Genomic DNA, 23,554 nt, shown 5'->3' on the forward strand with positions numbered 1-23,554 from the left:
GTCACGGCAAATTTTCCCGTCTTGTATAGGCCTTGATTATGAATGAGTTTTCCGTTGTCTGTCGGGTGCTGGGTACGCTGTTTTACCGCCAGCCGCAGGATCCGTTGCTGGTGCCGCTGTTTACCCTGATTAAGGAGGGCAAGCTGCAACAGCATTGGCCATTGGAGCAGGACGAGCTGCTGGTCCGCTTGCAGCAACATTGTGATGCCCACCTGCTGGCCGCTGATTTTAACGCCCTGTTTGTTGGCAGTGAATGCAGTGTTTCACCATTCCGCTCAACCTATGTTGAAGGTGCCAACGAAGCGGATGTGCGTTTATTCCTGCAGCAACGAGGGATGCCATTAAGCGAAGCGCCTGCCGACCATTTCGGTTCGCTGTTGCTGGCGGCCTCCTGGCTGGAAGATCAATCACAGGAAGATGAAGCCCAGGCACAAATCACGCTGTTTGATGAGTTTCTGTTGCCGTGGTGTGGTCGCTTCCTCGGTAAGGTTGAAGCGCACGCAACCGGTGCTTTTTACCGTACCTTGGCGCTGATTACCCGTGATGCCATCGCCGCTATGCGCGATGAGCTGGAAGAGTATGAGCAGGAAGACGACGGGGCAGACGAAGAAGAGTAAATGGGTGGGACGCAGTTCAACACTGCGTCCAATATACTGGTTATCCTTCAAAGCGCTTCTTGGTTGGTGGCTCTAAGCATCTTGAATGATTATGTCTATAACGTCAGTCGGTGAAGGGGATCACCAATTGACCCGGTTTCACTTCCAGCCCTTTGGCCAGTTGGCGTGCCAATGCTTCGACCTTGCTGTTGTCTGGATTCAGAACATAGACCGGCTGTTGGCTGAAGTAGGATTTTAACGACTGATTCAGATAAGGCGTCAGGGCCTTCATCACCGTATCCATCTTTTCCGGTTGTACCTTGTAATCGACCAGTTCCATATCTTTCAGGAAGATTGCCCCTTTCTGCGGATCGTAGACCGGTTGCGCTTTCAGCGTTAGCTGCAGGTCAGCAGACTGTGGGCCGAGAATAGAGGTAATATTGACCTTGGCATTGCCGGAAAGCGTCACTTTGTTGGGCTCAGTGCGGCCAATCTGGCTCTGCAACTGGGTTAACACGATATTGGCATCCACCAATCCAGGTACGCCGATCTGTTTTTGATAGTCATTATGCTTTTGCAGGTAATCGTTCACTTCCTGCTCGCTGACGGTGTATTGAGTTAGCTGGTTACAACCGACAAGCGCACCGGCAAATACCAGGGCGGCCATGCCCATCAGGATCTTTTTCATTCGTGCCTCATAAAACTTTCAACGGAATTGCTACGGGTAAAGAGAAATTTTTCAGGCCTGCAGGATAGCAGATGTTGCGGTGGAAAGGCGTTTTTACCTATCGGATAACGCTGAAACTGCCTAGCGGCGCAGGCGCAAAACCAGCAATATCACGCCACCCAGGCAGGTTATTCCACCCAGGGCCGGGAACAGAGGGATGCCCCATAACTGGCTGGTGGAGCGCATCAGATAGGGTGCCAACCCCAGAGCAAAGGCGGCGGTCACGATAGCAATGGCTAAGGTCACCGCAGCGCGTTCCAATGCTTTGCTGAGCTGATGGATATTTTTGACGTTGATTTCTGCGTCAATCCGCCCCTGCTTTAACCGCCTCATCAGCAAACGGATTGCCTGGGGCAGCTCCTCACCAGCGTCCAGGGCCTCGCCGCCCAGCAACAGGGCTCGGCGGCGTAAAGCTTCCGGGGTGTATCGTTGCAGCATCACCTGCTGCAACATCGGCTTGAGCGTGGCGATGATATCGAAAGCGGGATCTAAGCGGTGCAACACACCATCGGCGGTAATCAGCGCCTTGAACAGCAACACCAGATCTGGCGGCAGCGGTAATTGATGTTCGCGCGCCATCACTAACAGGTCTGTCAGTGCTTTGCCCAGAGTGAGAGTGGTTGAGGCTTGTTTGTCGAGGAAATTTTGCGCGGCCTGCTCCAAATCCATCAGATCCAGCTCCTGGCTGTCCGACCAGGCGATCAGCGTATTGACGATACCGTCGCTTTGCCGCTCCGCAATGGCTTGCAGCAACAGCAACAACTGGTTGCGCCGCCGTTCGGAAAGTTGACCCACCATGCCGAAGTCGATAAAACCAACCTGATTATCCCCTATGGCCATCACGTTGCCGGGATGCGGATCGGCGTGGTAAAGCCGATGCTCCAGCACCATTTTCATAAAGGCCTGCGCGCCACGCTGGGCCAGCAGTGGGCCATCAAAACCGGCTGCAGCCAATTGTGCTGGATTTTCCGGCGCGATGCCTGGCAGAAACTGCTGCACCAACAGGCGTTTTGAGGAGTACTGCCAGTGTATCCTGGGGATCACCACTTCAGGCTGCTGATTAAAATGTTCTGCTACCCGGTCACAATTATTGCCTTCGTGGGTCAGATCCAACTCGTGGTTAAGTGCGGTTGCCAGGGTCTGCACCATCTGATGGGGGCGATAGCGGGACAGTGCCGGGCTCTGTTGTTCCACGGTTTCTGCCAGATAGGTCAGCAAGCGCAGATCGGCGTGAATGGTTTTGGCCAAACCAGGGCGCAGCACCTTAACTACCACAGATTCACCACTGTGCAGGCGAGCGCGGTAGATCTGCGCCATTGAGGCGGCGGCGAGAGGCTTTTGATCGAACTGCGCAAAAATCTGCTGCGGATCGCCACCCAGATCGGCGTTTATCTGCGCGGCCAGTTTTTCCCAGGGGAGGGTGGTGGCCTGGCTGTGCAGGCGTTCAAGTTCGTCCGTCCAGCGCTGTTCCAGCAGGTCGGTGCGGGTGGCCAGTATCTGGCCAAACTTGACGAAAGTGGGGCCAAGCTCTTCAAAAGCGGCGCGCAGACGTTCAGGCAACGTTTGGTTATCTACCTCCACGCCGCTGGCACTGAGGCCGCCGAGCAATTTGCCCAGGCCAAGCAGCCTGATCACATCCTGCAAACCGTACCGGATCAGCACGGATGAAATCTCTTGCAGCCTGGCACGATCGCGGGTGGTGACAAAAACCATTTTTAACATCTGTGCGCTACTCCATTATCGCCAGTGAGGATCACTGCTCCATGTCGAATAGTAGCGGAATATCACAGCGTTGCGCCATGCGGTTGCGGTAGGCCTCCACATTGTCAGGCAAGGTGACGCCTGCCACTATCGACAGTGAGCGCAGCAGAGGGAACAGGTGGATATCATCCAACGAAAGGCTGCCATTGACCGCCTCCGGGGATTGGATCAGCGCAGACAGCTTTTGCAGATCGTCCTCTAACTGCTCAATCAGATCGGCACTGTCGGCCAGCAGGGTGGCAAAATCACCTAAGGTGGCCTGCTTTTTATGGGTGAAGTACTGGCGCGCGCTGTCAGTGGCGAACTCTTCGAAATCGGCATTGGCAAAACGCGGCAGCAATAACTTATTGGTGTAACTGCTGGCGTGCTCTACCCACAAGCTGATGGCCGGGTTGGTGTTCCCCGTCAGAACGGGGTTGCCATCCAGGTTATCGACGTAATGCACAATATCCATACTTTCTGGCATATAACTGCCGTCGTCTTTTTGCAGGATCGGCGCCATTTTCTTGCCGATCATGCTAATGGGCGTGGTTTCATCATCGCTAAGCAAAGTGACCAGACGTACTGGCAGATCCTTCAGGCCGAAAATCATGCGGGCCTTCACGCAATATGGGCAATGGTCGTATATAAACAGTTTCATGATTGCTCCCGTTGTCAGGTCGCAGCCCGTAAAGGCTGTCGCGCAGAGTGGTTATTGGATGATGCGTCATAATGAAATTTTTTGCGCTTATTTTTCACTACCAGGATAGCAACCCCGGCAAATTTGACTGGTTTTATGACTCTTTTGCTTGGGTTGCCGTGTGATGACTCAACCACCGCGAAGTACCGCCGGGGCCGCAGCCCGGGGATTAAACTGCCAATACAGGGCGACCAGCGTGATAAAACCGACCAGCCCCAGCATAAACCAGGGCAATTCAGGCCTGCCCATGGCTCGGCCTGTATCATACATCCAGCCGCCGCCGGTATAACCCAATGCGCCGCCCAGGGCCAGCCCAAGACGGCTGAAACCCATATAGCTGCCACGAGCGCGGGAATCGGCCAGTGAAGCGCTCAGGGTTTCGCGTGCCGGTTCGGCAATGATCGACCCCAGGTAGAAACAGCAAATCAGGGTGAAGAGTGCCTGCAGACTGGTTGCAAACCCGATGGGCAACAGGCTTAGGGTCATCAGCAGTAAACCGGCCATCAGGCGCTGTTCAAGCCGGAAATGTTTTTCACTCCAACGTGCCAGCGGATAAAGCAAGCTAAGCGAAAGTGCGGCTTCGATGGCATACATCCATTTTACCGCCGACGGTGAACCGGCAATTTCATTGACCACAATCGGCAGCATCAGCATGACCTGAACCGCCAGCATGTAATAGCCGGTCAGCGTCAGCACATAGACCAGAAAACGGCGGTCACGCATTACCCGCATCATGCCTTCTTTCATTGGGGCACGCACGGTAGAGATACGGTAGGCGGGTAACAGCCAGGCATTCCAGCCAGCGGCCAGTACGAAAATGCCGGCACCGGTCCAACAGACAAAATGGAAGTCGTATTGCAAAAGCCAACTGCCGATCAGTGCACCGACCACCGCACCCGCGCTGTCTTGCATCATCAGTAATGAAAAGAAACGGCTACGTTCGTGCGGGCGGGTTAATTTGATCACCAGGGCGGTACGCGGCGGGTCAAACAAGGTGCCGCCAATTGCAGAAAGAGCACAGGAAAACCACAGTATCCAAGGCTGATCGGCCATCGCCATGGTGGCAAAACCGGCTGCACGCAGCAGCATGCCGGTGACTATCATCGGTTTGGCACCAAAACGGTCGGCTATAGCGCCGCCAAAGATCCCCAATCCTTGCTGAACCAATTGGCGCAAACCCAGAGCCAGCCCCACAACCACGGCTGCCCAGCCCAGTTGATCGACAAAACGAATAGAAATAAGTGGGAAGACGACGAAAAAGCCTAAAACCACCAACAGATTATCGAATAATAAAAAATACTTACCCAAGCTCCGAGCCTGCGATACCAGAGACATGCTTCACCATGAGCAATTAAGAAGGAGAGAAAGACAACCTGTTTATTCTCTACCCAATACGGCCAGTCAGATAGGGGGAAGATAGATAATATTTTTTTATCGTCAAGACGTTACGCAAGTGGCAAAACTGCACAAAAAAACCGGCAAAATGATTGACTGCCTATTTACTGAACAGTATGGGACTTACCTGTAGGACGGGCTACGGTTATATTATCTGGGGGAACCTGTGGTTCTGTGCCGGTAATTAGTCATTAAATCTGTTGGTGATATGACAATAAAGACCAGTTATTCAGACACTCACCCAATCAATACTTCTTATCGAACCCTTATGACCGCGGGGGAAATGATGTTTGGCTATCGCTCTGCATCACCGAAAGTACGCCTTACCACCGACCGGCTGGTGGTCCGTTTAGTCCACGAGCGTGATGCCTACCGCCTGGCAGAATACTATGCCGAAAACCGGGCTTTCCTCAAACCGTGGGAACCGGTGCGTGATGACAGCCATTGCTATCCCTCCGGCTGGCAGGCCCGGCTGGGCATGATTACTGAAATGCAAAAGCAGGGCAGTGCCTACTATTTTATTCTGCTCGATCCCGATGAACGCGAAGTGTATGGCGTAGCAAATTTCAGCAATGTGCTGCGCGGTTCGTTTCATGCCTGTTTCCTCGGTTACTCGCTGGGTGAAAAGTGGCAGGGGCAAGGGCTGATGTACGAAGCGCTGCAATCGGCTATCCGCTATATGCTGCGCCAGCAACGGATGCATCGCATTATGGCCAACTATATGCCGCACAACCAGCGCAGCGGCGCGTTGCTGACCCGTCTTGGTTTTGAACGGGAGGGCTACGCCAAAGATTATCTGCTGATCGACGGACAGTGGCGGGACCACGTTCTCACCGCATTAACCAATAAAGAATGGCTACCGCCACGTTGAGGCCGTAAATGAAATATGAATTAAATGCCAAAGAAGCCAGAGTGATAGGTTGCCTGCTGGAAAAACAGGTGACCACTCCCGACCAATATCCGCTTTCGCTGAATGCCATTACGTTGGCCTGTAACCAGAAAACCAACCGGGAGCCGGTCATGGATCTGTCGGAAAGTGAGGTTCAGCAGATCCTGGATTTGCTGCTGAGAAAACACTTTCTGCGTACGCAGAGTGGTTTTGGCAACCGGGTGGTGAAATATGAGCAGCGGTTCTGCAATTCGGAATTCGGCCAACTGAAATTGTCACCGGCCGAACTGGCGGTGATCGCAACGCTGTTACTGCGTGGCGCGCAGACTCCGGGTGAACTGCGTACCCGCACTGGCCGCATGCATGAATTCAGTGACGTCAGTGAAGTCGAAGCGGTTTTACAGCAGTTGACGGCCCGTGAGGATGGCCAGTTTGTGGTCCGCCTGGCGCGTGAGCCAGGCAAGCGAGAAAGCCGTTTTATGCATCTTTTCAGCGGCCAGATTGAAGCGGCCCCGGCCGAAGCAGAAGAAGCGGCCAACGGAGAACTGAGTGAGCGAGTCGCGCTACTGGAAGCCTCGGTCGCTGAGTTGAAGCAGCAACTGCAACAGCTGCTGGCGCGGGGGCAACATGAGTAAATTGCGTATTGGCGTGGTTGGGCTGGGCGGTATTGCGCAAAAAGCCTATTTGCCATTGCTCAGCCAGGCAGCGGACTGGCTACTGGTTGGCGGTTTCTCGCCTAATCAGCAAAAAGCGCAGACGGTGTGTGACAGCTACCGCATGGCGTGTTTCCCCCGTCTTGATAGCCTGGCGCAACAGTGTGATGCGGTGTTGGTACACAGCAGTACCGCCAGCCATTTTCAGGTGGTGAGTGAGCTGCTTGCGCATGGCGTACATGTGTATGTTGATAAACCGCTGGCAGAAACGGTAGAGCAGAGCGAACAGCTGATCGCCTTGGCAGACAAGCACGGCAAGACACTGATGGTGGGGTTCAACCGCCGCTTTGCGCCGCTGTATCGCCAACTGAAACAGCAAATGCAACAGCCTGCCTCGATCCGTATGGATAAACATCGCGCTGACAGCGTGGGGCCAAAGAATTTACGATTTACCCTGCTGGATGACTATCTGCACGTGGTGGATACTGCGCTGTGGCTGGGGGGCGGTAACGCGGGTCTGCTGAGCGGTAGTGTGCGCACCAATGAGGCCGGCGAAATGCTCTACGCAGAACACCACTTTGCCTGTGGCGATACTATTGTGACAACCAGTATGCATCGCCGGGCAGGCAGCCAGCGCGAGAGCGTGCAGGCGGTAACCGAAGGGGCAGTTTATCAATTGAACGACATGCGCCAGTGGTGGCGCGAAGACCCGCAAGGCATCATCGAACAACCGGCTCCGGGTTGGCAAACCACTTTGGCGCAGCGGGGTTTTGAAGGGGCGGTACAACACTTTATTCAGTCCATCAGCAATCAGACGATGCCGGAAACCGCGGGCGAGCAAGCCATTTACGCGCAACGGCTGATTGAAAAGCTGCTGCGCGATGCTGGATAACCCTATGTAACATATGGCGGTAGCTATTATTTCTGTGGATCCGTAGACTATCGCCATTCAACTGACGCCTGCTGAAGCAGGCGTTGATATTTACACGTCGTACTCATCAGAAAAACCACATGAATCTACTTAAATCACTGGCAGCCGTTAGCTCGATGACCATGTTTTCGCGGGTGTTGGGCTTTGCGCGTGACGCCATTGTGGCGCGCGTTTTTGGGGCCGGGATGGCGACGGATGCTTTCTTTGTGGCGTTCAAATTGCCCAACCTGTTGCGGCGTATCTTTGCCGAAGGGGCGTTTTCGCAGGCATTTGTGCCGATCCTGGCTGAATATAAAAGTCAGCAGGGGGAAGAGGCGACCCGCACGTTTGTCGCCTACGTTTCCGGTTTGCTGACGCTGGTACTGGCGGTGGTGACGGTGCTGGGCATGTTGGCTGCACCTTGGGTTATCTACATTACCGCGCCTGGCTTCACTGATACGCCGGATAAATTTGCTCTCACCTCCGCGCTGTTGCGCATCACGTTCCCCTATATTCTGCTGATATCTCTGGCCTCCCTGGTTGGCGCCATCCTGAATACCTGGAATCGGTTTTCGATCCCGGCTTTTGCGCCCACGCTGCTGAACGTCAGCATGATTGGCTTTGCGTTGTTTGCCGCGCCCTATTTTAACCCGCCGGTGCTGGCTTTGGCCTGGGCGGTGCTGGTCGGTGGGGTGCTGCAACTGGGTTACCAATTACCGCATCTGAAAAAGATCGGCATGTTGGTGTTGCCGCGCCTGGCGCTGAAGGATGCTGGCGTATGGCGTGTGATGCGCCAGATGGGGCCTGCAATTCTCGGGGTTTCGGTCAGCCAGATCTCGCTGATCATCAACACCATTTTTGCCTCGTTCCTGGTCTCCGGCTCAGTTTCATGGATGTATTACGCCGATCGCCTGATGGAGTTCCCATCCGGCGTGCTGGGGGTCGCGTTGGGCACCATTCTGCTGCCGTCGCTGGCGAAGAGTTTCTCCAGCGGTAATCATGATGAGTATAATCGCCTGATGGATTGGGGCCTGCGGTTGTGCTTTGTGCTGGCCTTACCGAGCGCTGTTGCCCTGGGTATTCTGGCCAAGCCGCTAACCGTTTCCCTGTTCCAGTACGGTAAATTCAGCGCCTTTGACGCGGCCATGACCCAGCGTGCGCTGGTCGCCTATGCGGTAGGCCTGATGGGCCTGATTGTGGTGAAAGTGCTGGCCCCCGGTTTTTACTCACGGCAAGACATCAAAACGCCAGTGAGGATCGCCATTATTACGCTGATCATGACGCAGGTGATGAACCTGATGTTTATTGGGCCGTTAAAGCATGCCGGGCTATCGTTATCGATTGGTCTGGGGGCTTGCCTGAATGCTTCTTTGCTCTACTGGCAACTGCGTAAGCAGAAAATCTTCCAACCTCAGCCGGGCTGGGCGCTATTTCTCGCCAAGCTGGTGGCCGCAGTGCTGGTAATGTCAGTGGTCTTGTTGGGCGTGATGTGGCTGATGCCAGCCTGGGATCAGGGCAATATGTTAGCTCGCCTGTTGCGGCTGGCGGTCGTGGTGGTGGCCGGGGTTATTGCCTACTTTGCGGTTTTAGGGATCTTGGGTTTCAGACCGAGAGACTTTGCGCGCCGGGTGGCTTGATACGCCTTGCAGTACATAGAAAGCAAAAAGGTCGCTCACGCGACCTTTTTTACTGCTGGAGCCTGGGGTTACATCCGCTCGACGGTTTCGATCCCCAGCGTATCCAGACCGGTTTTCAGCGTTTTGGCCGTCAACAGGGCCAGCTTCAGGCGGCTCTGACGGGCTTCTTCGCTTTCGGCATTCAGGATCTGGCAATGCTCGTAGAAGCCCGAGAACAACCCAGCCAGGTCATACAGATAAGTACACATCACGTGCGGTGTGCCTTCACGGGCCACCACGGTGAGGACTTCTTCGAACTGTAACAGGCGGGTAGCCAACGCAATTTCGCGCTCTTCGGTCATCACCAACGGCAACGTCAGGCTGCTTTCATCAACGCCGGCACGTTTGAACACCGAGGCAACGCGAGTATAGGCGTATTGCATGTAAGGGGCGGTATTCCCTTCGAAGGCCAGCATATTGTCCCAGTCGAACACGTAGTCGGTAGTACGGCTTTTTGACAGGTCGGCATATTTCACCGCGCCGATACCCACCACGTTGGCCACGTTCTGCATTTCATCGGCTGGCATATCCGGGTTTTTCTCGGCGATCAGTTTGTTGGCACGTTCGACAGCTTCATCCAGCAGATCTGAAAGCTTCACCGTTCCGCCTGAGCGGGTTTTGAACGGCTTACCGTCTTTGCCCAGCATCATGCCGAACATATGATGTTCCAGAGTAACGGCGTCTGGCACATAACCGGCTTTACGCACGATAGTCCAGGCTTGCATCAGGTGCTGATGCTGGCGCGAATCGATGTAATACAGAACGCGATCGGCACCCAGGGTTTCATAGCGGTATTTGGCACAGGCGATATCGGTGGTGGTGTAAAGATAGCCGCCGTCTTTTTTCTGGATGATGACCCCCATCGGGTCGCCATCTTTATTTTTGTACTCGTCCAGGAACACCACGGTAGCGCCTTCGCTTTCTACCGCCAGCCCCTTGGCTTTCAGGTCGGCAACGATGCCTGGCAGCATGGCGTTGTACAGGCTTTCACCCATCACGTCATCTTCGGTCAGGGTCACGTTCAGACGATTGTAAGTCAGTTGGTTTTGCGCCATGGTGATATCCACCAGCTTGCGCCACATCTTCAGGCAATAGGGATCACCGCCTTGCAGCTTCACCACGTAACCACGGGCACGCAGGGCGAAGTCTTCATCCTCGTCATAGTTCTTCTTGGCTTCACGGTAAAATTGCTCCAGATCCGATAGGCCCATATCGCTGGCGTTTTCGTTCTGCATTTTTTCCAGATAGGCGATCAGCATACCGAGCTGGGTGCCCCAGTCGCCAACGTGGTTGGCACGGATCACTTTATGGCCCAGGAACTCCTGGGTACGGGCGGCGGCATCACCAATAATGGTGGAGCGCAGGTGGCCCACATGCATCTCTTTTGCGACGTTCGGAGCGGAGTAATCGATGACGATGGTTTGCGGTTCAACCGGCGCGACGCCTAATTTTGGCGCGGCCAGGACGGCATCAGCCTGCAGGGCTACCCAGTCACTGTTCAGGAAAATATTGATAAAGCCCGGACCGGCGATTTCCACTTTGCTGGCAATATCGCCCAGTTCCAGCAGTTCCAGCACTTTCTCTGCCAGTTGTCGCGGCGGCATGCCAAGTTTTTTGGCAACGGACATCACACCGTTAGCCTGATAATCACCAAACTGCGCTTTAGCGGACTGACGAACCTGAGCTTCGCAATCGGCAGGCGCACCTGCGGCTATCAGCGCCTGGCTGACTTTATCTGATAGAAGAGCCTGAATATTCACCGGGTTACCTTAATGACAAACACAAAACAGCCTGCGATTGTACCCGATCAGAGGCGCCGCGTCAGTAGCTGACGCGGGCTGGTGTAGCGAAAAGTAAAGCCTTGGGGGTTATAACGGTAGATAAAATTGTCCGTGTTAATTGGGTAGGTAAAAACCATGCGGATGATGCGTGTGTCTAGCGTTTTTTATTGTTGCGGCCGGAACGTAATAAGCCATTTCGTCTCGTTTTGTAATGACGGTAAATCGCATAAGTAGCGATAATAATCAGTACAATTGATATGCCTAAAAGGATCATATTCATTTACCTGGAGTTAAATGCAGGTTCAAATTAACGTAATCGTTCTTTTTAGGCAATATGATAGTTACGATTTAGGAATGCTCCGGTGTGTTTCTATTTGGATTGCCAATGATAAACAGCCTATTGCCGGGTTTGGCGCGGTGAAGTGCCAGGGGGAAAGTGCCTATCAGCATGAATAATAAGGAAGATAATGGAATTAAGATAATTCTTGGCATTTTTTTGTAAATATACGGCATTAAGAGTAAGTACATATATTCTTTATGGGAAGGGGACGAGTCAATATTGTGATAATAAAACCATATTATCGCTGCTGGCGTCTTCAAATGCGTAATCCTCGATGGAGTAGAAAATTTTACGCCGTTGAAGCATAGCCTGCTGGGCATTTGCCATGTAGATTGTTGGCCTGCCCTTTGCCAAGGAAAATCCGAGAAAATCATGACCCATTTTTCATCAATTAACGAACTTAACGATCTGGCGCTGGATTTGCCCCGCTTTGAGCTGGCGCTAACCCAGTTTGCAGAGAAACTGCATCTTGATTTACCACATTTCAACGCTGACCATATTTCGGTTCGTTGCCATCAAAACAGCACGGCCGATCGTTGGCGCCAAGGGTTGCAGCAGTGCGGGACTCTGCTTTCGGAATCGATGATCAACGGCAGGCCGATTTGCCTGTTTGACCTGGCGGTTCCACTGCAGGTTGGCCCCTGGCAGATCGATTGTATCGAACTGCCCTATCCGGGCGAAAAACGCTATCCCCACGAGGGCTGGGAGCATGTTGAACTGGTGCTGAGCGGCGATCCGGAGACCTTATATGCCCGTGCATTGGATCATCTGGCAGACGAAGCACTGCTGCTGCCAGGGATCAAACTGAAGCAGAGTTCACCTCAAGGGGAAGGGGAGCGGCTGGCCAATCCGACGCTGGCGATCACCGATGGCAACGTAACCATCAAATTCCACCCGCATCATATTCGCGCAATCGTCGCCAGTGAGCGTTCTTAGCCCGCGTGGTGGCGCTCAACGGCCTGTGTCATGCGTTCCAGCGCGGTGAGTAACAATGAGTAACGGCAGCCAAAGTTAAGGCGCACAAAACGTCGATCACCGAAATCCAATCCAGGGCTAAGGCCAACACCGGCCTGCTCGAAAAAGGCATGAGGATTATCGACAGCCAATTCGCTGCAATCGATCCAAGCCAGATAGGTGGCCTCTATAGGCAACAGGTGCAGGCCGGGTATGGCGTTGATGCGTTCGGTGACCAAATCACGATTGATGCGCAGATAATTCAGCAGTTCATCCAACCAGCTTTGACCTTCGCGGTAAGCCGCCAGGGCGGCGACCTGCGCCAGAATATCCACTGCAGGCACAATACCTTTGCGAGCCTTGCACAATTGCTGGCGTAGGGTTTGATTAGGGATGATAGCCATGGAAGCTCCCAACCCGGCGATATTGAAGGTTTTGGAAGGTGACATCAGCGTAATGCTGCGCTGGGCTGCATCCTCATTCAGGCTGGCAAATGGAATATGTTTTAAACCGGGTTCCAGCAGCAGTTCGCAATGGATCTCGTCCGAACAGACGATCAGATCGTGCTTGCGGGCGAACGCATGTTGGGCCAGCAACTCTTCTCGTCGATAAACCGTGCTGCCCGGATTTTGCGGGTTGCACAGCATCAACAGACGTTCACGCCCGGTCAGTGAGCCAGCCACCGCAGGGAAATCCAGCACCCAGCGCTGATTGCTGCGTGCCAGAGGGATCTGCAACTGCTCGCGATCGACGGATTTTGCCGCCTGGCGAAAGGGCGGGTAAATGGGCGTCGGTGCCAGAGAGCTTTGCCCATCTTGAGTAAATGTGCGCACGCACAGATTCAACCCACAAACCAGGCCAGGCAATAGAACGACCCATTCGGGCTTGATGCGCCAGTCGTAGCGCTCTAACATGCGCTGGGTAAAAACCGTAATAAGCTCAGGGGATGGTTGGCCGTAACCAAAAACACCCTGGGAAACGCGCTGTTGCAGCGCGTCGATCACCGCCGGGGGAGAAAGAAAGTCGGTATCAGCTATCCAGAGTGGAATGATGTCGCGATCGCGATATTTATCCCACTTAACGCTATCGCTGTGACTGCGGTCTACCCATTGATCAAAATTGAATGCCATAGTTATCAACCTGAACGGGTTCAAGGTGTATGGCTTGAGCCTACGCGAAAAATTTTGTAATTAACATCTGTTGTAGCATTTTGGCCGTTATCTGGGGGTGGCAATAATGAAACTGGAAGTTTGTTGCTTTAGCGTCGATTGTGCAATGACGGCGGAACAGGCGGGAGCTGACCGCATAGAGCTATGTGCCAGCCAAAGTGAGGGGGCTTGACACCGAGTTTTGGTACGCTGAAGCTGGCGCGCGAGCGGGTAAATATCCCTGTTCACCCGATTGTTCGCCCGCGAGGGGGCGATTTTTGCTATAGCGCTGTTGAATTCGATACCATCAAAAATGACATCGCTCAAATCCGCGATATGGGGTTTGCCGGTGTGGTGGTGGGTATGCTTGACGACGAAGGGCATATCGATCTGCCGCGAATGCACGAGATCATGAAGCTGAGTGGCAACATGGCGGTTACCTTCCATCGTGCTTTCGACATGTGCCAAAACCCGATGGTGGCGCTGGAGCAACTGACACAATTAGGCGTTGCACGTATTCTCACTTCTGGCCAACAGCAAAATGCTGAACTGGGCCTGTTGCTGCTGCGTGATCTGCTCCGAGCCAGCAAAGGGCCGGTAGTGATGGCTGGCGCCGGGGTACGTCTGAGCAATCTGCATAAGTTTGTGGATATAGGTATTCAGGAATTACACAGCTCCGCCGGGCATACGGTGCCTTCTACCATGCGTTACCGCAAGGCGGGGGTGACCATGTGTTCCGATAATGAGTTCGATGAATTCAGCCATTATTGCGTAGACGGGGAAATGGTTGAATCGATGAAAAATGCCTTGGCGATGCTCACGCCTGCAACCACGAATGCCTGACACTGGCAGAAATCAGCCCTGGAAGCCCCGAGATGTTTTCGGGGCTTTTTGTCGTCAATGTTTAACCGGCAAAAAAATGCCCTGAACAGGGTAGAGGTGCCCAGGGCAAATAAGATTAAATGTTTCACTGGTGTTGGCGCGATACCAACACTTTAACTTTAGTTAACTGTAGGTCAGTGTGCAGGGTTTAAATGTTGTAGAAATGTAAACGGAAATGGGGGCTAGCGCAGACTTTCGAACCAGTGAAAAATGGCTGAGAAAGTGTGAACAATACCGCCAATATTGAATATGACGGAGATCCATACTCCGACCATAACCGTGAATAAAATAATTAACAGTAAATCGATATCGCGCATTAGCTATTTTTGAATTTGTTGATTTTAATTGAGTCTACCACCCCAGAGAAAGCCTGCAACCTTTAAGCCTGATCTCCTGTTCATCATCCATGTGGTTGTCTTGCCAGAGCTGATACAAATGGCAGCAAGCGACATGCTCCTCAGAACGCCTTATCGTCTGCTGACGCGGTTGGAAACAAAAGCCAACCAGATTCAAACCGGAGGAAAGATGAAAGTTTATGTTGTGTTGCTAATGATTATTTGCTGTTCCTTATCGGGCTGTGTTGCGGCCTATTACCGCTAAAAGGAGGGGGAGATGCGTTATTTACTGATTATCGGGATCGCGCTGTCGTTAACGGCCTGCGCCACGCTGTATTACAGGTGAATGATGAGATACTCGATTTTTTTACTGATATTGATATTGAATGGTTGTGTTTCGGTGTATGGGCCGACCAAAAGCGGTAACCAACCTGCGGATACCGGCACGGCTGTTGACGATACGCCCACGGCATCGGCGAAGCCGACTTTGATAGGCAACCGCAAACCCGATGAACTGCTAAGCCGTGCAGAAGCCTTTTTTGCGCAGAAAGGGGTTAAGTCGCTTGTTGTTGAGCGTGATTTGGGAATTGTTGGCGTTACCGGGAATGATGCCGAACTGGCCAGTTTATATCTTAAATGTTCCGATCAGCCAGGGCCGTCAAACCTGGACGAGACCTATCGGATCCTGGTGCAGATTTTTAGCGCCGGAGAAGGTTCGAATATCATGGTGCAGGTTAATGGCGTTGCGGGGCTGCTGGCGGCAGATGGCAACGATAAGGTCAAACCTTTCGCCTGCTCTTCCAGCGGAGTGTTTGAAAAAGACCTCCTGGAGGCTTTAAGAAAATAATCCGGACCTAACCCCTCTCCCCAAAGGGTGGGAGAGGGAAAACGTCTCACCTAAAGCGAAAGAGGCAAAACAGGGGGGTTGCCGTTCAGGGCTTTTTAGCCGTCAGTACCGCGCGAATCGGGGCGGGATAACCTTCAATAGTTTTACTTTGATCGTTCGGATCAAGGAATTCGGCCAATGACTCGCTGGTCATCCAATCGGTGCGGCGCTGTTCTTCGGTTGTGGTGGTACAGATATCGGCAATCTTTACGTCCACGAACCCGCATTTCTCCAACCAACCTTTCAGGGCTTCTGCAGAAGGAATAAAGTAGACGTTACGCATTTGCGCGTAGCGGTCGCCCGGCACCAATACCTGATGACGGTCGCCTTCCACGACCAAAGTCTCCAGCACGAGCTCACCTTCGGCAACCAATTGGTTTTTCAACTGATACAGATGATCCAGCGGAGAGCGGCGATGATACAGCACGCCCATCGAGAACACGGTGTCGAAGGCGGCCAGTTCTGGCAATTGTTCAATCCCAAGCGGTAATACATGGGCACGCTGATCGCCACCCAGCAGTTTACGCACTGCTTCAAATTGGCACAGGAACAATTGCATCGGATCGATGCCGACGGCCAGATGAGCCCCGGCCCCGATCATGCGCCACAGGTGATAGCCGCTGCCGCAGCCCACATCAAGAATAGTGCGGCCAGCCAACGGGGAAATGTGAGGCAGCACCCGATCCCACTTCCAGTCTGAATGCCACTCGGTTTCGATATCAATGCCATACAGCGAGAATGGCCCTTTGCGCCATGGCATCAGCGTTCGCAGCATTTTTTCGATGCCTTCGAGCTGGCCCGGTGAGAGGGGTTGCTCCATAGCGGCATGAACGCCATGCAACAAATCCAGCCGGGTTGGCGCCAGGGCTGGTAAATGTTCTACCGAGTTAAACCATTGCTTGAACTTGCCGTGCAGGGATTCACGTTGCCAGGCGCTGATCTGCGCTGGCAGGGTATCAAGCCAATGGCTGAGAGGGCTTTTAGCGATGCGCTGATAAAAATCTCCAAACTCGATCATGCACAATCCCCCGCTTTCAACGCGATTAGCGAGCCGAAGTTAAAGCATTGGAACCAGACTTCTGCATGTTCAAAACCGGCTTGTTGAAGGCGAGCTTTATGCGTTTCTACCGAGTCGGTCAGCATCACATTTTCCAGCATGCTGCGCTTTTGGCTGATTTCCAGTTCGCTGTAACCGTTGGCGCGTTTAAAGTCATGATGCATGTTGAACAGCAGTTCACCAACATCCGCATCCTCAAAACTGAATTTTTCTGACAATACCAGCGCGCCACCTGGGCGTAACCCGCGATAAACTTGTTCAAGCAGGCGCAGACGGTCGGCGGGTTCAAGAAACTGCAGGGTAAAGTTCAGCACCACCATCGACGCATTTTCGATGTTGATGTCCAGAATATCGGCTTCGATCACTTCTACCGGCGTATCGGCGCGGAACGCATCAATATGACGGCGGCAGCGCTCAACCATGGCAGGGGAGTTATCGACAGCAATGATATTGCAGCCTGCGACCTTGATGTTCCTGCGCATCGACAGCGTTGCCGCACCAAGCGAACACCCCAGGTCATAGACCTGACTGCCCGGTTGCACAAAGCGTTCGGCCAACATGCCAATCATGGAAATGATATTGGAGTAGCCGGGAACGGATCGCTGGATCATGTCTGGGAAGACCTCAGCGACCCGCTCGTCGAAGGTCCAGTCGCCCAGTTTGGCGATTGGGGCGGAAAAAGAGTATCGTGGTTTGGCATGGCGGCAAATCAGGTCAGAATTCGAAGGGGCGCATTCTAACAGAAAATCGGGGAGGGCAGAAGCAGGCGGCGTTGCCGCCTGAACAGCGGCAAGGATTAATGCAAACTGAAAATAATGTCCCATGGCAGGTAGAAGATATTGGCGATCACCATCAGTATCAAAGAAATATAGGTGGCAGCCATGCCTGAACGGCGCCAGCGAACCTCGCGGTTGCGCAAACCGTAGTAATGCACCAATCGGCCTGCCATTAACAGTAGGCCGCAGATATGCACCATCCACACCTCTGCGCCATTCATTTCCATGATCACCAGCAACACAGCGGCGATGGGGATGTACTCCACGGCGTTGCCGTGTACACGGATCGCGGTTTGCAGCTCATAGAAGCCGCCATCACCGTAGGCGACCCGGTACTGCATTCTTAACCTGACCACGTCGTAAGAGAGTTTGATCAACAACAATGCGCCAAACACCACATAGAGCGCGCTAACCATTTTTAACTCCATTCCCTAACCAAATCTGGCAGCGAGCATCATAACTGCCATTATCGTGACTGTCGCCCGGAAAAAACCGATGTGATCGGCCAGATCAATTGGTTAAAACAACGCATCCTGCTCTGGCCAGTCTGGCGGAGCCGGTAAATTCGGAATTAACTGGCGTAAGCGCTGCCAGATTTTTTGCGCCTGTTGCGGTGAATCACTGTTATCCGGCGTGTGTATAAACAGATACGGTTGATGTTGCTCTGCCCAGGCCGGTAGCTTCTGTTGCCAGGAGCCAAACCAATGCAAATTGTCATCGAGAACATCGCCACCAATAAAACGCACCAGCGGATTATTGGCGGTGAGCACGGCATGGACCGGTAACTTTGGCTTTTTCAGTTGTGCATCGCAGACGGCAGCACTGTGCGCTGCGGCCTGATGCAACGGGCGGCTGTCGAGGATTACCCGGTTGATACCACGCTGATGTAACCCCTGGTTCAGACGCCGTTCTGCCTCACCCTTGGCGAAAAACTCCAGATGACGCACTTCGACGCCGTAGGTAAAGCTTTGCGGCAGAGACTCGAAAAACGCCCACAGAATATCAAGATGTTCGGGGGCGAAGGTGGCGGGCAATTGCAGCCATAGCTGCCCGATGCGGGCATCTATAGGGCCCAGGCATTGGTAAAAGGCCCTGATGTCGGCCTCGCAGTTGCGCAGTGCTGCTTTGTGGCTGATTTGCGAAGGGAATTTAAAGCAGAAACGGAAATCATCGCTGGTCATATCACGCCAGCGATGCACTATTTCCGGCTTCGGCAGGGCGTAGAAGGTGGTGTTGCCTTCCACGCAGTTGAAATAGCGGCTGTAGTCCGCCAAATCGCGTAAACCGATGCGATTCCAAGCTGCGTGTTGCCATTGCGGTAGTCCGATGTATATCAAGTCCTTGCCTTCCTTGTTTATGCCCACGGTCTTGCAAATCAAGTTAACACAGGGCGGCTCACAGCGCGGCGAGGATCTCACTGGTGCTGCGCACGCGGGCAATGCGTGGGAAGATATTGTCGAAGGCAAACCGATGCATCTCGGCGCTGTAGGTGCTGCATACGTCTTCGGCGATCACCAGCTCATAGCCATGCTCCCAGGCGTTGCGGGCGGTGGATTCTACGCCGATGTTGGTGGCGATACCGCCCAACACCACCGTTTTGATACCGCGGCGTCGCAGTTGCAGGTCAAGATCGGTGCCGTAGAAGGCCCCCACTGGCGTTTGACGATCAATATGTCGTTGTCGTTGACTGCCAACGCTTCCGGGAACTCCCACCAGGATTCGGGCAACCCGCCGACCGGTGCCGGGGAAGGTTTATCTACCGGTTGTTTCAACGCTTCGGCAAAGGAATCAGACCAACCTACCCGCACCAAAAATACCGGTGCATTCAACGCGCGAAAACGCCCAGCCAGATGTGCAGCATGGGTGACTACCTCGCTGGCACTGTGCGGGCCAGCAGCGAAGGGTAGGATCCCTTTTTGCAGATCTATCAATACCAGGGCGGTCGTTTGGGGATCAAGCTTCAACATACAGAGGTCTCCTTGTTACGGTGGATAAGATTCAGGCTGGCAGTTTGACAGCTAAAACCGCAAAACAATCAGCGATGGGGAGAGGCTACGTGAAAAAACTGCTGTCGGTTAATGGGAAATTTGTTAATCAATGTGTTAATTCAAGTCTGAATGCACCATTTAGGGTGGCAACAATGGTGTGTTCGCACTTATCTGGCGCATGAATTTCCTTTATAATGGCCGCCTTTTTTCACCATTCTTTAATCCAACGAACTGTGTCGCTTAATGAATAGGCATCTGGCTCGATTAGAGAAACGGCAAAAATTTTCCGACGCGCCGCTGGCAAAGTGCCAGGCGTGTGGGCAGCCTGGGTTGATCTGCCTCCAACGGTTTGTGGCTGGCGGGCGACGGGTTTCAAACCGGGCAAAGAAAAATTCATCAGATAACAGCCGTGCGGACAAAGCAATAATGCCACCTCTCCGGCGGAACCGGCTTAAGTCAAAAGGATAGCGTATGCGTACTGAATATTGCGGGCAGTTGAATCTGGCCCATGTAGGCCAGGAAGTCACTTTGTGTGGTTGGGTCAACCGTCGTCGCGATCTGGGCGGCCTGATCTTTATTGATATGCGTGACCGTGAAGGCATCGTGCAGGTGTTCTTCGACCCGGATCAGAAAGCGGCCTTCGACAAAGCTTTCGAACTGCGTAATGAGTTCTGTATTCAGATCGTGGGTACCGTACGCGCCCGCCCAGACAGCCAGATCAATAAAGATATGGCCACTGGCCAGGTTGAAGTTTTTGCCCACGCCCTGGAGATCATTAACCGCTCTGAACCTCTGCCGCTGGATTCAAACCAGACCAACTCTGAAGAAGCGCGCCTTAAATATCGCTATCTGGATCTGCGTCGTCCGGAAATGGCCGATCGCCTGAAAACCCGCGCCAAGATCACCAGTTTTGTGCGCCGCTTTATGGACAGCCACGGTTTCCTGGATATCGAAACCCCGATGCTGACCAAAGCCACACCGGAAGGTGCCCGTGACTATCTGGTGCCAAGCCGTGTGCATAAAGGCAAATTCTACGCGCTGCCGCAGTCCCCGCAGTTGTTCAAGCAATTGTTGATGATGTCTGGTTTTGATCGTTACTACCAGATTGTCAAATGCTTCCGCGACGAAGACCTGCGCGCTGACCGCCAGCCGGAATTTACCCAGATCGATGTCGAAACCTCTTTCATGACCGCCGATCAGGTGCGTGCAGTGATGGAGCAATTGGTGCATGAAATGTGGCTGGACGTGAAAGGCGTGGATCTGGGCAAATTCCCGGTCATGACCTTTGCCGAAGCGATGCGCCGTTACGGTTCCGATAAACCGGACCTGCGTAACCCGCTGGAACTGGTGGACGTTGCCGATCTGGTTAAAGACGTTGAGTTTAAAGTGTTCTCCGGCCCGGCCAACGATGCCAAAGGCCGCGTTGCCGCAATCTGCGTCCCTGGTGGCGCGCAACTGACCCGTAAGCAGATCGACGAATACGGGGCTTTTGTTAACATCTACGGCGCCAAGGGTTTGGCATGGCTGAAGGTGAACGATCGCGCAGCAGGCATGGAAGGCGTACAGAGCCCGATTGCCAAGTTCCTGAGTGCAGAAGTGCTGGAAGCCATGCTGGCCCGCACCAATGCGCAAAGTGGCGATATCCTGTTCTTCGGTGCTGACAGTTTTAAAATCGTTACCGATGCCATGGGCGCATTGCGCCTGAAGTTGGGCCGCGATCTGGGCCTGACCAAGTTGGAAAGTTGGGCACCGCTGTGGGTCGTTGACTTCCCAATGTTTGAAGACGATGGCGAAGGGGGCCTGGCAGCGATGCACCACCCATTCACCGCGCCTCGTGACATGAGCCCGGAAGAGCTGCAGAAACAACCCACTGCCGCTATCGCCAATGCGTATGACATGGTGCTGAATGGCTATGAAGTTGGCGGTGGCTCAGTACGTATTCACCGCAGTGAAATGCAGCAGACGGTATTTGGCATTCTCGGTATCAACGAACAGGAACAGCGTGAGAAGTTCGGCTTCCTGCTGGATGCCCTGAAATACGGCACCCCACCGCACGCCGGTCTGGCATTCGGCCTGGACCGTCTGGTGATGCTGCTGACCGGCACGGAGAACATCCGTGACGTTATCGCCTTCCCGAAAACCACCGCGGCAGCCTGCCTGATGACCGATGCCCCCAGCTTTGCCAACCCGGCATCCTTGCAGGAATTGGCGATCAGCGTGGTGAAGAAGGCCTCGGACGACGCAAGTCAAGAGAACGTGTGATGAATTACAAGCGGCCCGAGTCTATTCTGGTAGTGATTTATGCGCAATCCAGTGGCCGGGTGCTGATGTTACAGCGGCGTGACGATACGGAATTCTGGCAGTCGGTTACTGGCAGCCTGGAAGGTACCGAATCGCCGCCGCATGCCGCACAGCGCGAAGTCATGGAAGAGATTGGTATTGATATCGAAGCAGAGAAACTGCCGTTGCTCGATTGCCAGCGCTGCGTGGAGTTTGAACTCTTTGTCCATTTGCGACATCGCTATGCGCCGGGAACCCTTCGTAATAAAGAGCATTGGTTCTGTCTGGCGTTACCTGAAGAGCGCGATCCGGTATTAACCGAGCATCACGCATACCAGTGGCTTGAGGCGGCCGAGGCTGCCAGATTGACCAAGTCCTGGAGTAATCAGCAGGCGATTGAAGAATTTGTGATCCATTCTGTCCAGTAGTTCTTTTTGGAGATATTTTTTATGGCAGGTCATAGTAAATGGGCCAACACGAAACACCGCAAAGCAGCACAAGATTCCAAACGCGGTAAAATTTTCACCAAAATTATCCGTGAGCTGGTAACCGCAGCCAAACTGGGTGGCGGCGATCCTGGTGCTAACCCGCGTCTGCGTGCGGCCATCGACAAAGCGCTGTCCAATAACATGACGCGCGATACGCTGAACCGCGCTATCGCCCGTGGTGTGGGCGGCGATGATGACAGCAACATGGAAACCATCATCTATGAAGGTTACGGCCCAGGCGGCACCGCTGTGATGATCGAGTGCCTGAGTGACAACCGTAACCGTACCGTTGCAGAAGTGCGTCATGCCTTCACCAAGTGTGGTGGCAACCTGGGGACTGATGGCTCTGTTGCCTATCTGTTCACCAAAAAAGGGGTGATTACCTATGCACCGGGCCTGGACGAAGACAGCGTTATGGAAGCGGCTCTGGAAGCTGGCGCTGAAGATATCCAGACCTATGATGATGGCGTTATTGATGTCTTCACCGCCTGGGAAAACCTGGGTGAAGTGAAAGACGCATTGACCGCGGCAGGCTTTGAAGCCGACTCGGCAGAAGTGTCCATGATCCCGTCAACGAAAGCAGATATGGATGCTGAAACCGCACCTAAACTGCTGCGCCTGATCGATATGCTGGAAGATTGTGACGACGTGCAGGAGGTTTATCACAACGGTGAGATCTCCGACGAGATTGCCGCTACGCTGTAATGCAGGTGAATAATGGCGCTGTTGCCGGCAGCGCCTTAATGCTTAACGCAAGGTGGTGGTAGCAATGGCGATCATACTGGGTATCGATCCCGGCTCACGCGTCACCGGTTATGGCCTTATCCGCCAGCAGGGCCGCCAACTGACTTACGTTGCCAGCGGTTGTATCCGTACCGTGGTCGATGATATGCCCACGCGCCTAAAGCTGATTTATGCGGGCGTGAGTGAGATCATCACCCAGTTTCAGCCGGATTTCTTCGCCATTGAGCAGGTGTTTATGGCCAAGAACCCGGACTCAGCACTCAAGCTGGGGCAGGCGCGGGGTGTGGCTATCGTTGCCGCCGTTAATCAGAATCTGGAAGTGTTTGAGTACGCGGCGCGCCAGGTGAAGCAGACGGTGGTCGGTACCGGTGCGGCAGAGAAATCGCAGGTGCAGCATATGGTGCGCTCGCTGCTGAAGCTTTCCGCCAACCCGCAGGCGGATGCTGCGGATGCGCTGGCTATCGCTATCACTCACTGTCATCTCAGCCAGAACGTATTGCGCGTGAGTGAAGGGCGGTTGAATCTGGCGCGTGGCCGGTTGCGCTGAAGCCCGCTCTAAAACACGACGGTAGATGCAGGCTGGATATTCATCCAGCCTTTTTTATGGTA

21 protein-coding genes and 2 pseudogenes are annotated in these 23,554 nt (G+C 53.6%); 12 read left to right on the plus strand and 11 right to left on the minus strand.

Features of this window, described 5'->3' with window-relative positions; genetic code table 11:
• Nucleotides 1-38 precede the first annotated feature (38 nt).
• Nucleotides 39-617 (plus strand): TorD/DmsD family molecular chaperone, encoded by a 579-nt coding sequence (locus ACQ86O_RS17505; RefSeq protein WP_431222159.1) that lies wholly within the window; start codon nucleotides 39-41, stop codon nucleotides 615-617.
• A gap of 103 nt (nucleotides 618-720) precedes the next feature.
• Here ACQ86O_RS17505 and ACQ86O_RS17510 read toward each other — a convergent pair whose 3' ends face one another.
• The 4 genes from ACQ86O_RS17510 to mdtH form a co-directional block, all read right to left on the minus strand.
• Complete coding sequence (locus tag ACQ86O_RS17510) at nucleotides 721-1,284, minus strand: lipoprotein (protein ID WP_431222160.1); 564 nt, start codon at nucleotides 1,282-1,284, stop codon at nucleotides 721-723.
• A 120-nt stretch (nucleotides 1,285-1,404) separates the two neighbouring features.
• Nucleotides 1,405-3,045: an ABC1 kinase family protein gene (locus ACQ86O_RS17515; protein WP_431222161.1), complete on the minus strand. Its 1,641-nt coding sequence runs from the start codon at nucleotides 3,043-3,045 to the stop codon at nucleotides 1,405-1,407.
• 31 nt (nucleotides 3,046-3,076) lie between these two features.
• Nucleotides 3,077-3,724: a glutaredoxin 2 gene (grxB, locus tag ACQ86O_RS17520; protein ID WP_431222162.1), complete on the minus strand. Its 648-nt coding sequence runs from the start codon at nucleotides 3,722-3,724 to the stop codon at nucleotides 3,077-3,079.
• Nucleotides 3,725-3,892: 168 nt separating this feature from the next.
• Nucleotides 3,893-5,098, minus strand: a complete 1,206-nt coding sequence (gene mdtH, locus ACQ86O_RS17525; protein WP_431222163.1) for a multidrug efflux MFS transporter MdtH — start codon at nucleotides 5,096-5,098, stop codon at nucleotides 3,893-3,895.
• A 346-nt stretch (nucleotides 5,099-5,444) separates the two neighbouring features.
• Between mdtH and rimJ the strand changes: the two genes are divergently transcribed.
• From rimJ to murJ, 4 genes are all read left to right on the plus strand, one after another.
• On the plus strand, nucleotides 5,445-6,029 hold the full coding sequence (gene rimJ / locus ACQ86O_RS17530) for a ribosomal protein S5-alanine N-acetyltransferase (protein ID WP_431225761.1): 585 nt from the start codon (nucleotides 5,445-5,447) through the stop codon (nucleotides 6,027-6,029).
• An 8-nt stretch (nucleotides 6,030-6,037) separates the two neighbouring features.
• A complete protein-coding gene (locus ACQ86O_RS17535) occupies nucleotides 6,038-6,682 on the plus strand; it encodes a DUF480 domain-containing protein (protein ID WP_431222164.1) in 645 nt (214 codons plus the stop codon).
• Entirely contained in the window at nucleotides 6,675-7,592 is a 918-nt protein-coding gene (locus ACQ86O_RS17540; RefSeq protein ID WP_431222165.1) for a Gfo/Idh/MocA family protein, read from the plus strand. The genes ACQ86O_RS17535 and ACQ86O_RS17540 overlap by 8 nt, the downstream gene beginning before the upstream one ends.
• Nucleotides 7,593-7,711: 119 nt before the next feature.
• The gene (murJ, locus tag ACQ86O_RS17545) at nucleotides 7,712-9,247 is read left to right on the plus strand and encodes a murein biosynthesis integral membrane protein MurJ (protein WP_431222166.1); all 1,536 of its coding nucleotides are present in this window, start codon (nucleotides 7,712-7,714) and stop codon (nucleotides 9,245-9,247) included.
• Between the two features lie 68 nt (nucleotides 9,248-9,315).
• On the opposite strand, the gene argS is transcribed toward murJ, so the two are convergent.
• Nucleotides 9,316-11,046: an arginine--tRNA ligase gene (gene argS / locus ACQ86O_RS17550; RefSeq protein WP_431222167.1), complete on the minus strand. Its 1,731-nt coding sequence runs from the start codon at nucleotides 11,044-11,046 to the stop codon at nucleotides 9,316-9,318.
• 733 nt (nucleotides 11,047-11,779) lie between these two features.
• On the opposite strand from argS, the gene ACQ86O_RS17555 reads away from it, so the two are divergent.
• Nucleotides 11,780-12,343 (plus strand): VOC family protein, encoded by a 564-nt coding sequence (locus tag ACQ86O_RS17555; protein ID WP_431222168.1) that lies wholly within the window; start codon nucleotides 11,780-11,782, stop codon nucleotides 12,341-12,343.
• On the opposite strand, the gene ACQ86O_RS17560 is transcribed toward ACQ86O_RS17555, so the two are convergent.
• On the minus strand, nucleotides 12,340-13,491 hold the full coding sequence (locus tag ACQ86O_RS17560) for a MalY/PatB family protein (protein WP_431222169.1): 1,152 nt from the start codon (nucleotides 13,489-13,491) through the stop codon (nucleotides 12,340-12,342). The genes ACQ86O_RS17555 and ACQ86O_RS17560 overlap by 4 nt on opposite strands.
• Before the next feature lie 103 nt (nucleotides 13,492-13,594).
• On the opposite strand from ACQ86O_RS17560, the pseudogene cutC reads away from it, so the two are divergent.
• Nucleotides 13,595-14,352, plus strand: a pseudogene (cutC, locus tag ACQ86O_RS17565) (copper homeostasis protein CutC).
• A gap of 774 nt (nucleotides 14,353-15,126) precedes the next feature.
• Nucleotides 15,127-15,573 carry a hypothetical protein gene (locus tag ACQ86O_RS17570; RefSeq protein WP_431222170.1) on the plus strand — a complete coding sequence of 149 codons (447 nt, stop codon included), beginning with the start codon at nucleotides 15,127-15,129 and terminating at the stop codon, nucleotides 15,571-15,573.
• Between the two features lie 85 nt (nucleotides 15,574-15,658).
• On the opposite strand, the gene cmoB is transcribed toward ACQ86O_RS17570, so the two are convergent.
• The 5 genes and pseudogenes from cmoB to ACQ86O_RS17595 form a co-directional block, all read right to left on the minus strand.
• On the minus strand, nucleotides 15,659-16,630 hold the full coding sequence (gene cmoB / locus ACQ86O_RS17575) for a tRNA 5-methoxyuridine(34)/uridine 5-oxyacetic acid(34) synthase CmoB (RefSeq protein WP_431222171.1): 972 nt from the start codon (nucleotides 16,628-16,630) through the stop codon (nucleotides 15,659-15,661).
• Nucleotides 16,627-17,493 (minus strand): carboxy-S-adenosyl-L-methionine synthase CmoA, encoded by an 867-nt coding sequence (gene cmoA / locus ACQ86O_RS17580; protein WP_431222172.1) that lies wholly within the window; start codon nucleotides 17,491-17,493, stop codon nucleotides 16,627-16,629. Before cmoA ends, cmoB begins: the two co-directional genes overlap by 4 nt.
• Nucleotides 17,466-17,861, minus strand: coding sequence for an MAPEG family protein (locus ACQ86O_RS17585; protein ID WP_431222173.1), 396 nt, complete (start codon nucleotides 17,859-17,861; stop codon nucleotides 17,466-17,468). The genes cmoA and ACQ86O_RS17585 overlap by 28 nt, the downstream gene beginning before the upstream one ends.
• A 102-nt stretch (nucleotides 17,862-17,963) precedes the next feature.
• Nucleotides 17,964-18,779: a DUF72 domain-containing protein gene (locus ACQ86O_RS17590; protein WP_431225762.1), complete on the minus strand. Its 816-nt coding sequence runs from the start codon at nucleotides 18,777-18,779 to the stop codon at nucleotides 17,964-17,966.
• Between the two features lie 61 nt (nucleotides 18,780-18,840).
• Nucleotides 18,841-19,412: pseudogene (locus tag ACQ86O_RS17595) on the minus strand (hydrolase).
• Between the two features lie 492 nt (nucleotides 19,413-19,904).
• Here ACQ86O_RS17595 and aspS point away from each other — a divergent pair.
• From aspS to ruvC, 4 genes are all read left to right on the plus strand, one after another.
• Complete coding sequence (gene aspS, locus ACQ86O_RS17600) at nucleotides 19,905-21,695, plus strand: aspartate--tRNA ligase (RefSeq protein WP_431222174.1); 1,791 nt, start codon at nucleotides 19,905-19,907, stop codon at nucleotides 21,693-21,695.
• Nucleotides 21,695-22,141 carry a dihydroneopterin triphosphate diphosphatase gene (nudB, locus tag ACQ86O_RS17605; protein ID WP_431222175.1) on the plus strand — a complete coding sequence of 149 codons (447 nt, stop codon included), beginning with the start codon at nucleotides 21,695-21,697 and terminating at the stop codon, nucleotides 22,139-22,141. The genes aspS and nudB overlap by 1 nt, the downstream gene beginning before the upstream one ends.
• A 21-nt stretch (nucleotides 22,142-22,162) precedes the next feature.
• Complete coding sequence (locus ACQ86O_RS17610; protein WP_431222176.1) at nucleotides 22,163-22,906, plus strand: YebC/PmpR family DNA-binding transcriptional regulator; 744 nt, start codon at nucleotides 22,163-22,165, stop codon at nucleotides 22,904-22,906.
• A gap of 64 nt (nucleotides 22,907-22,970) precedes the next feature.
• Entirely contained in the window at nucleotides 22,971-23,492 is a 522-nt protein-coding gene (ruvC, locus tag ACQ86O_RS17615) for a crossover junction endodeoxyribonuclease RuvC (RefSeq protein ID WP_431222177.1), read from the plus strand.
• The last annotated feature ends 62 nt before the right edge of the window (nucleotides 23,493-23,554 follow it).

The sequence above is a fragment of the Serratia sp. L9 genome (genome assembly GCF_050632285.1).
Classification (GTDB): Bacteria; Pseudomonadota; Gammaproteobacteria; order Enterobacterales; family Enterobacteriaceae; genus Chania.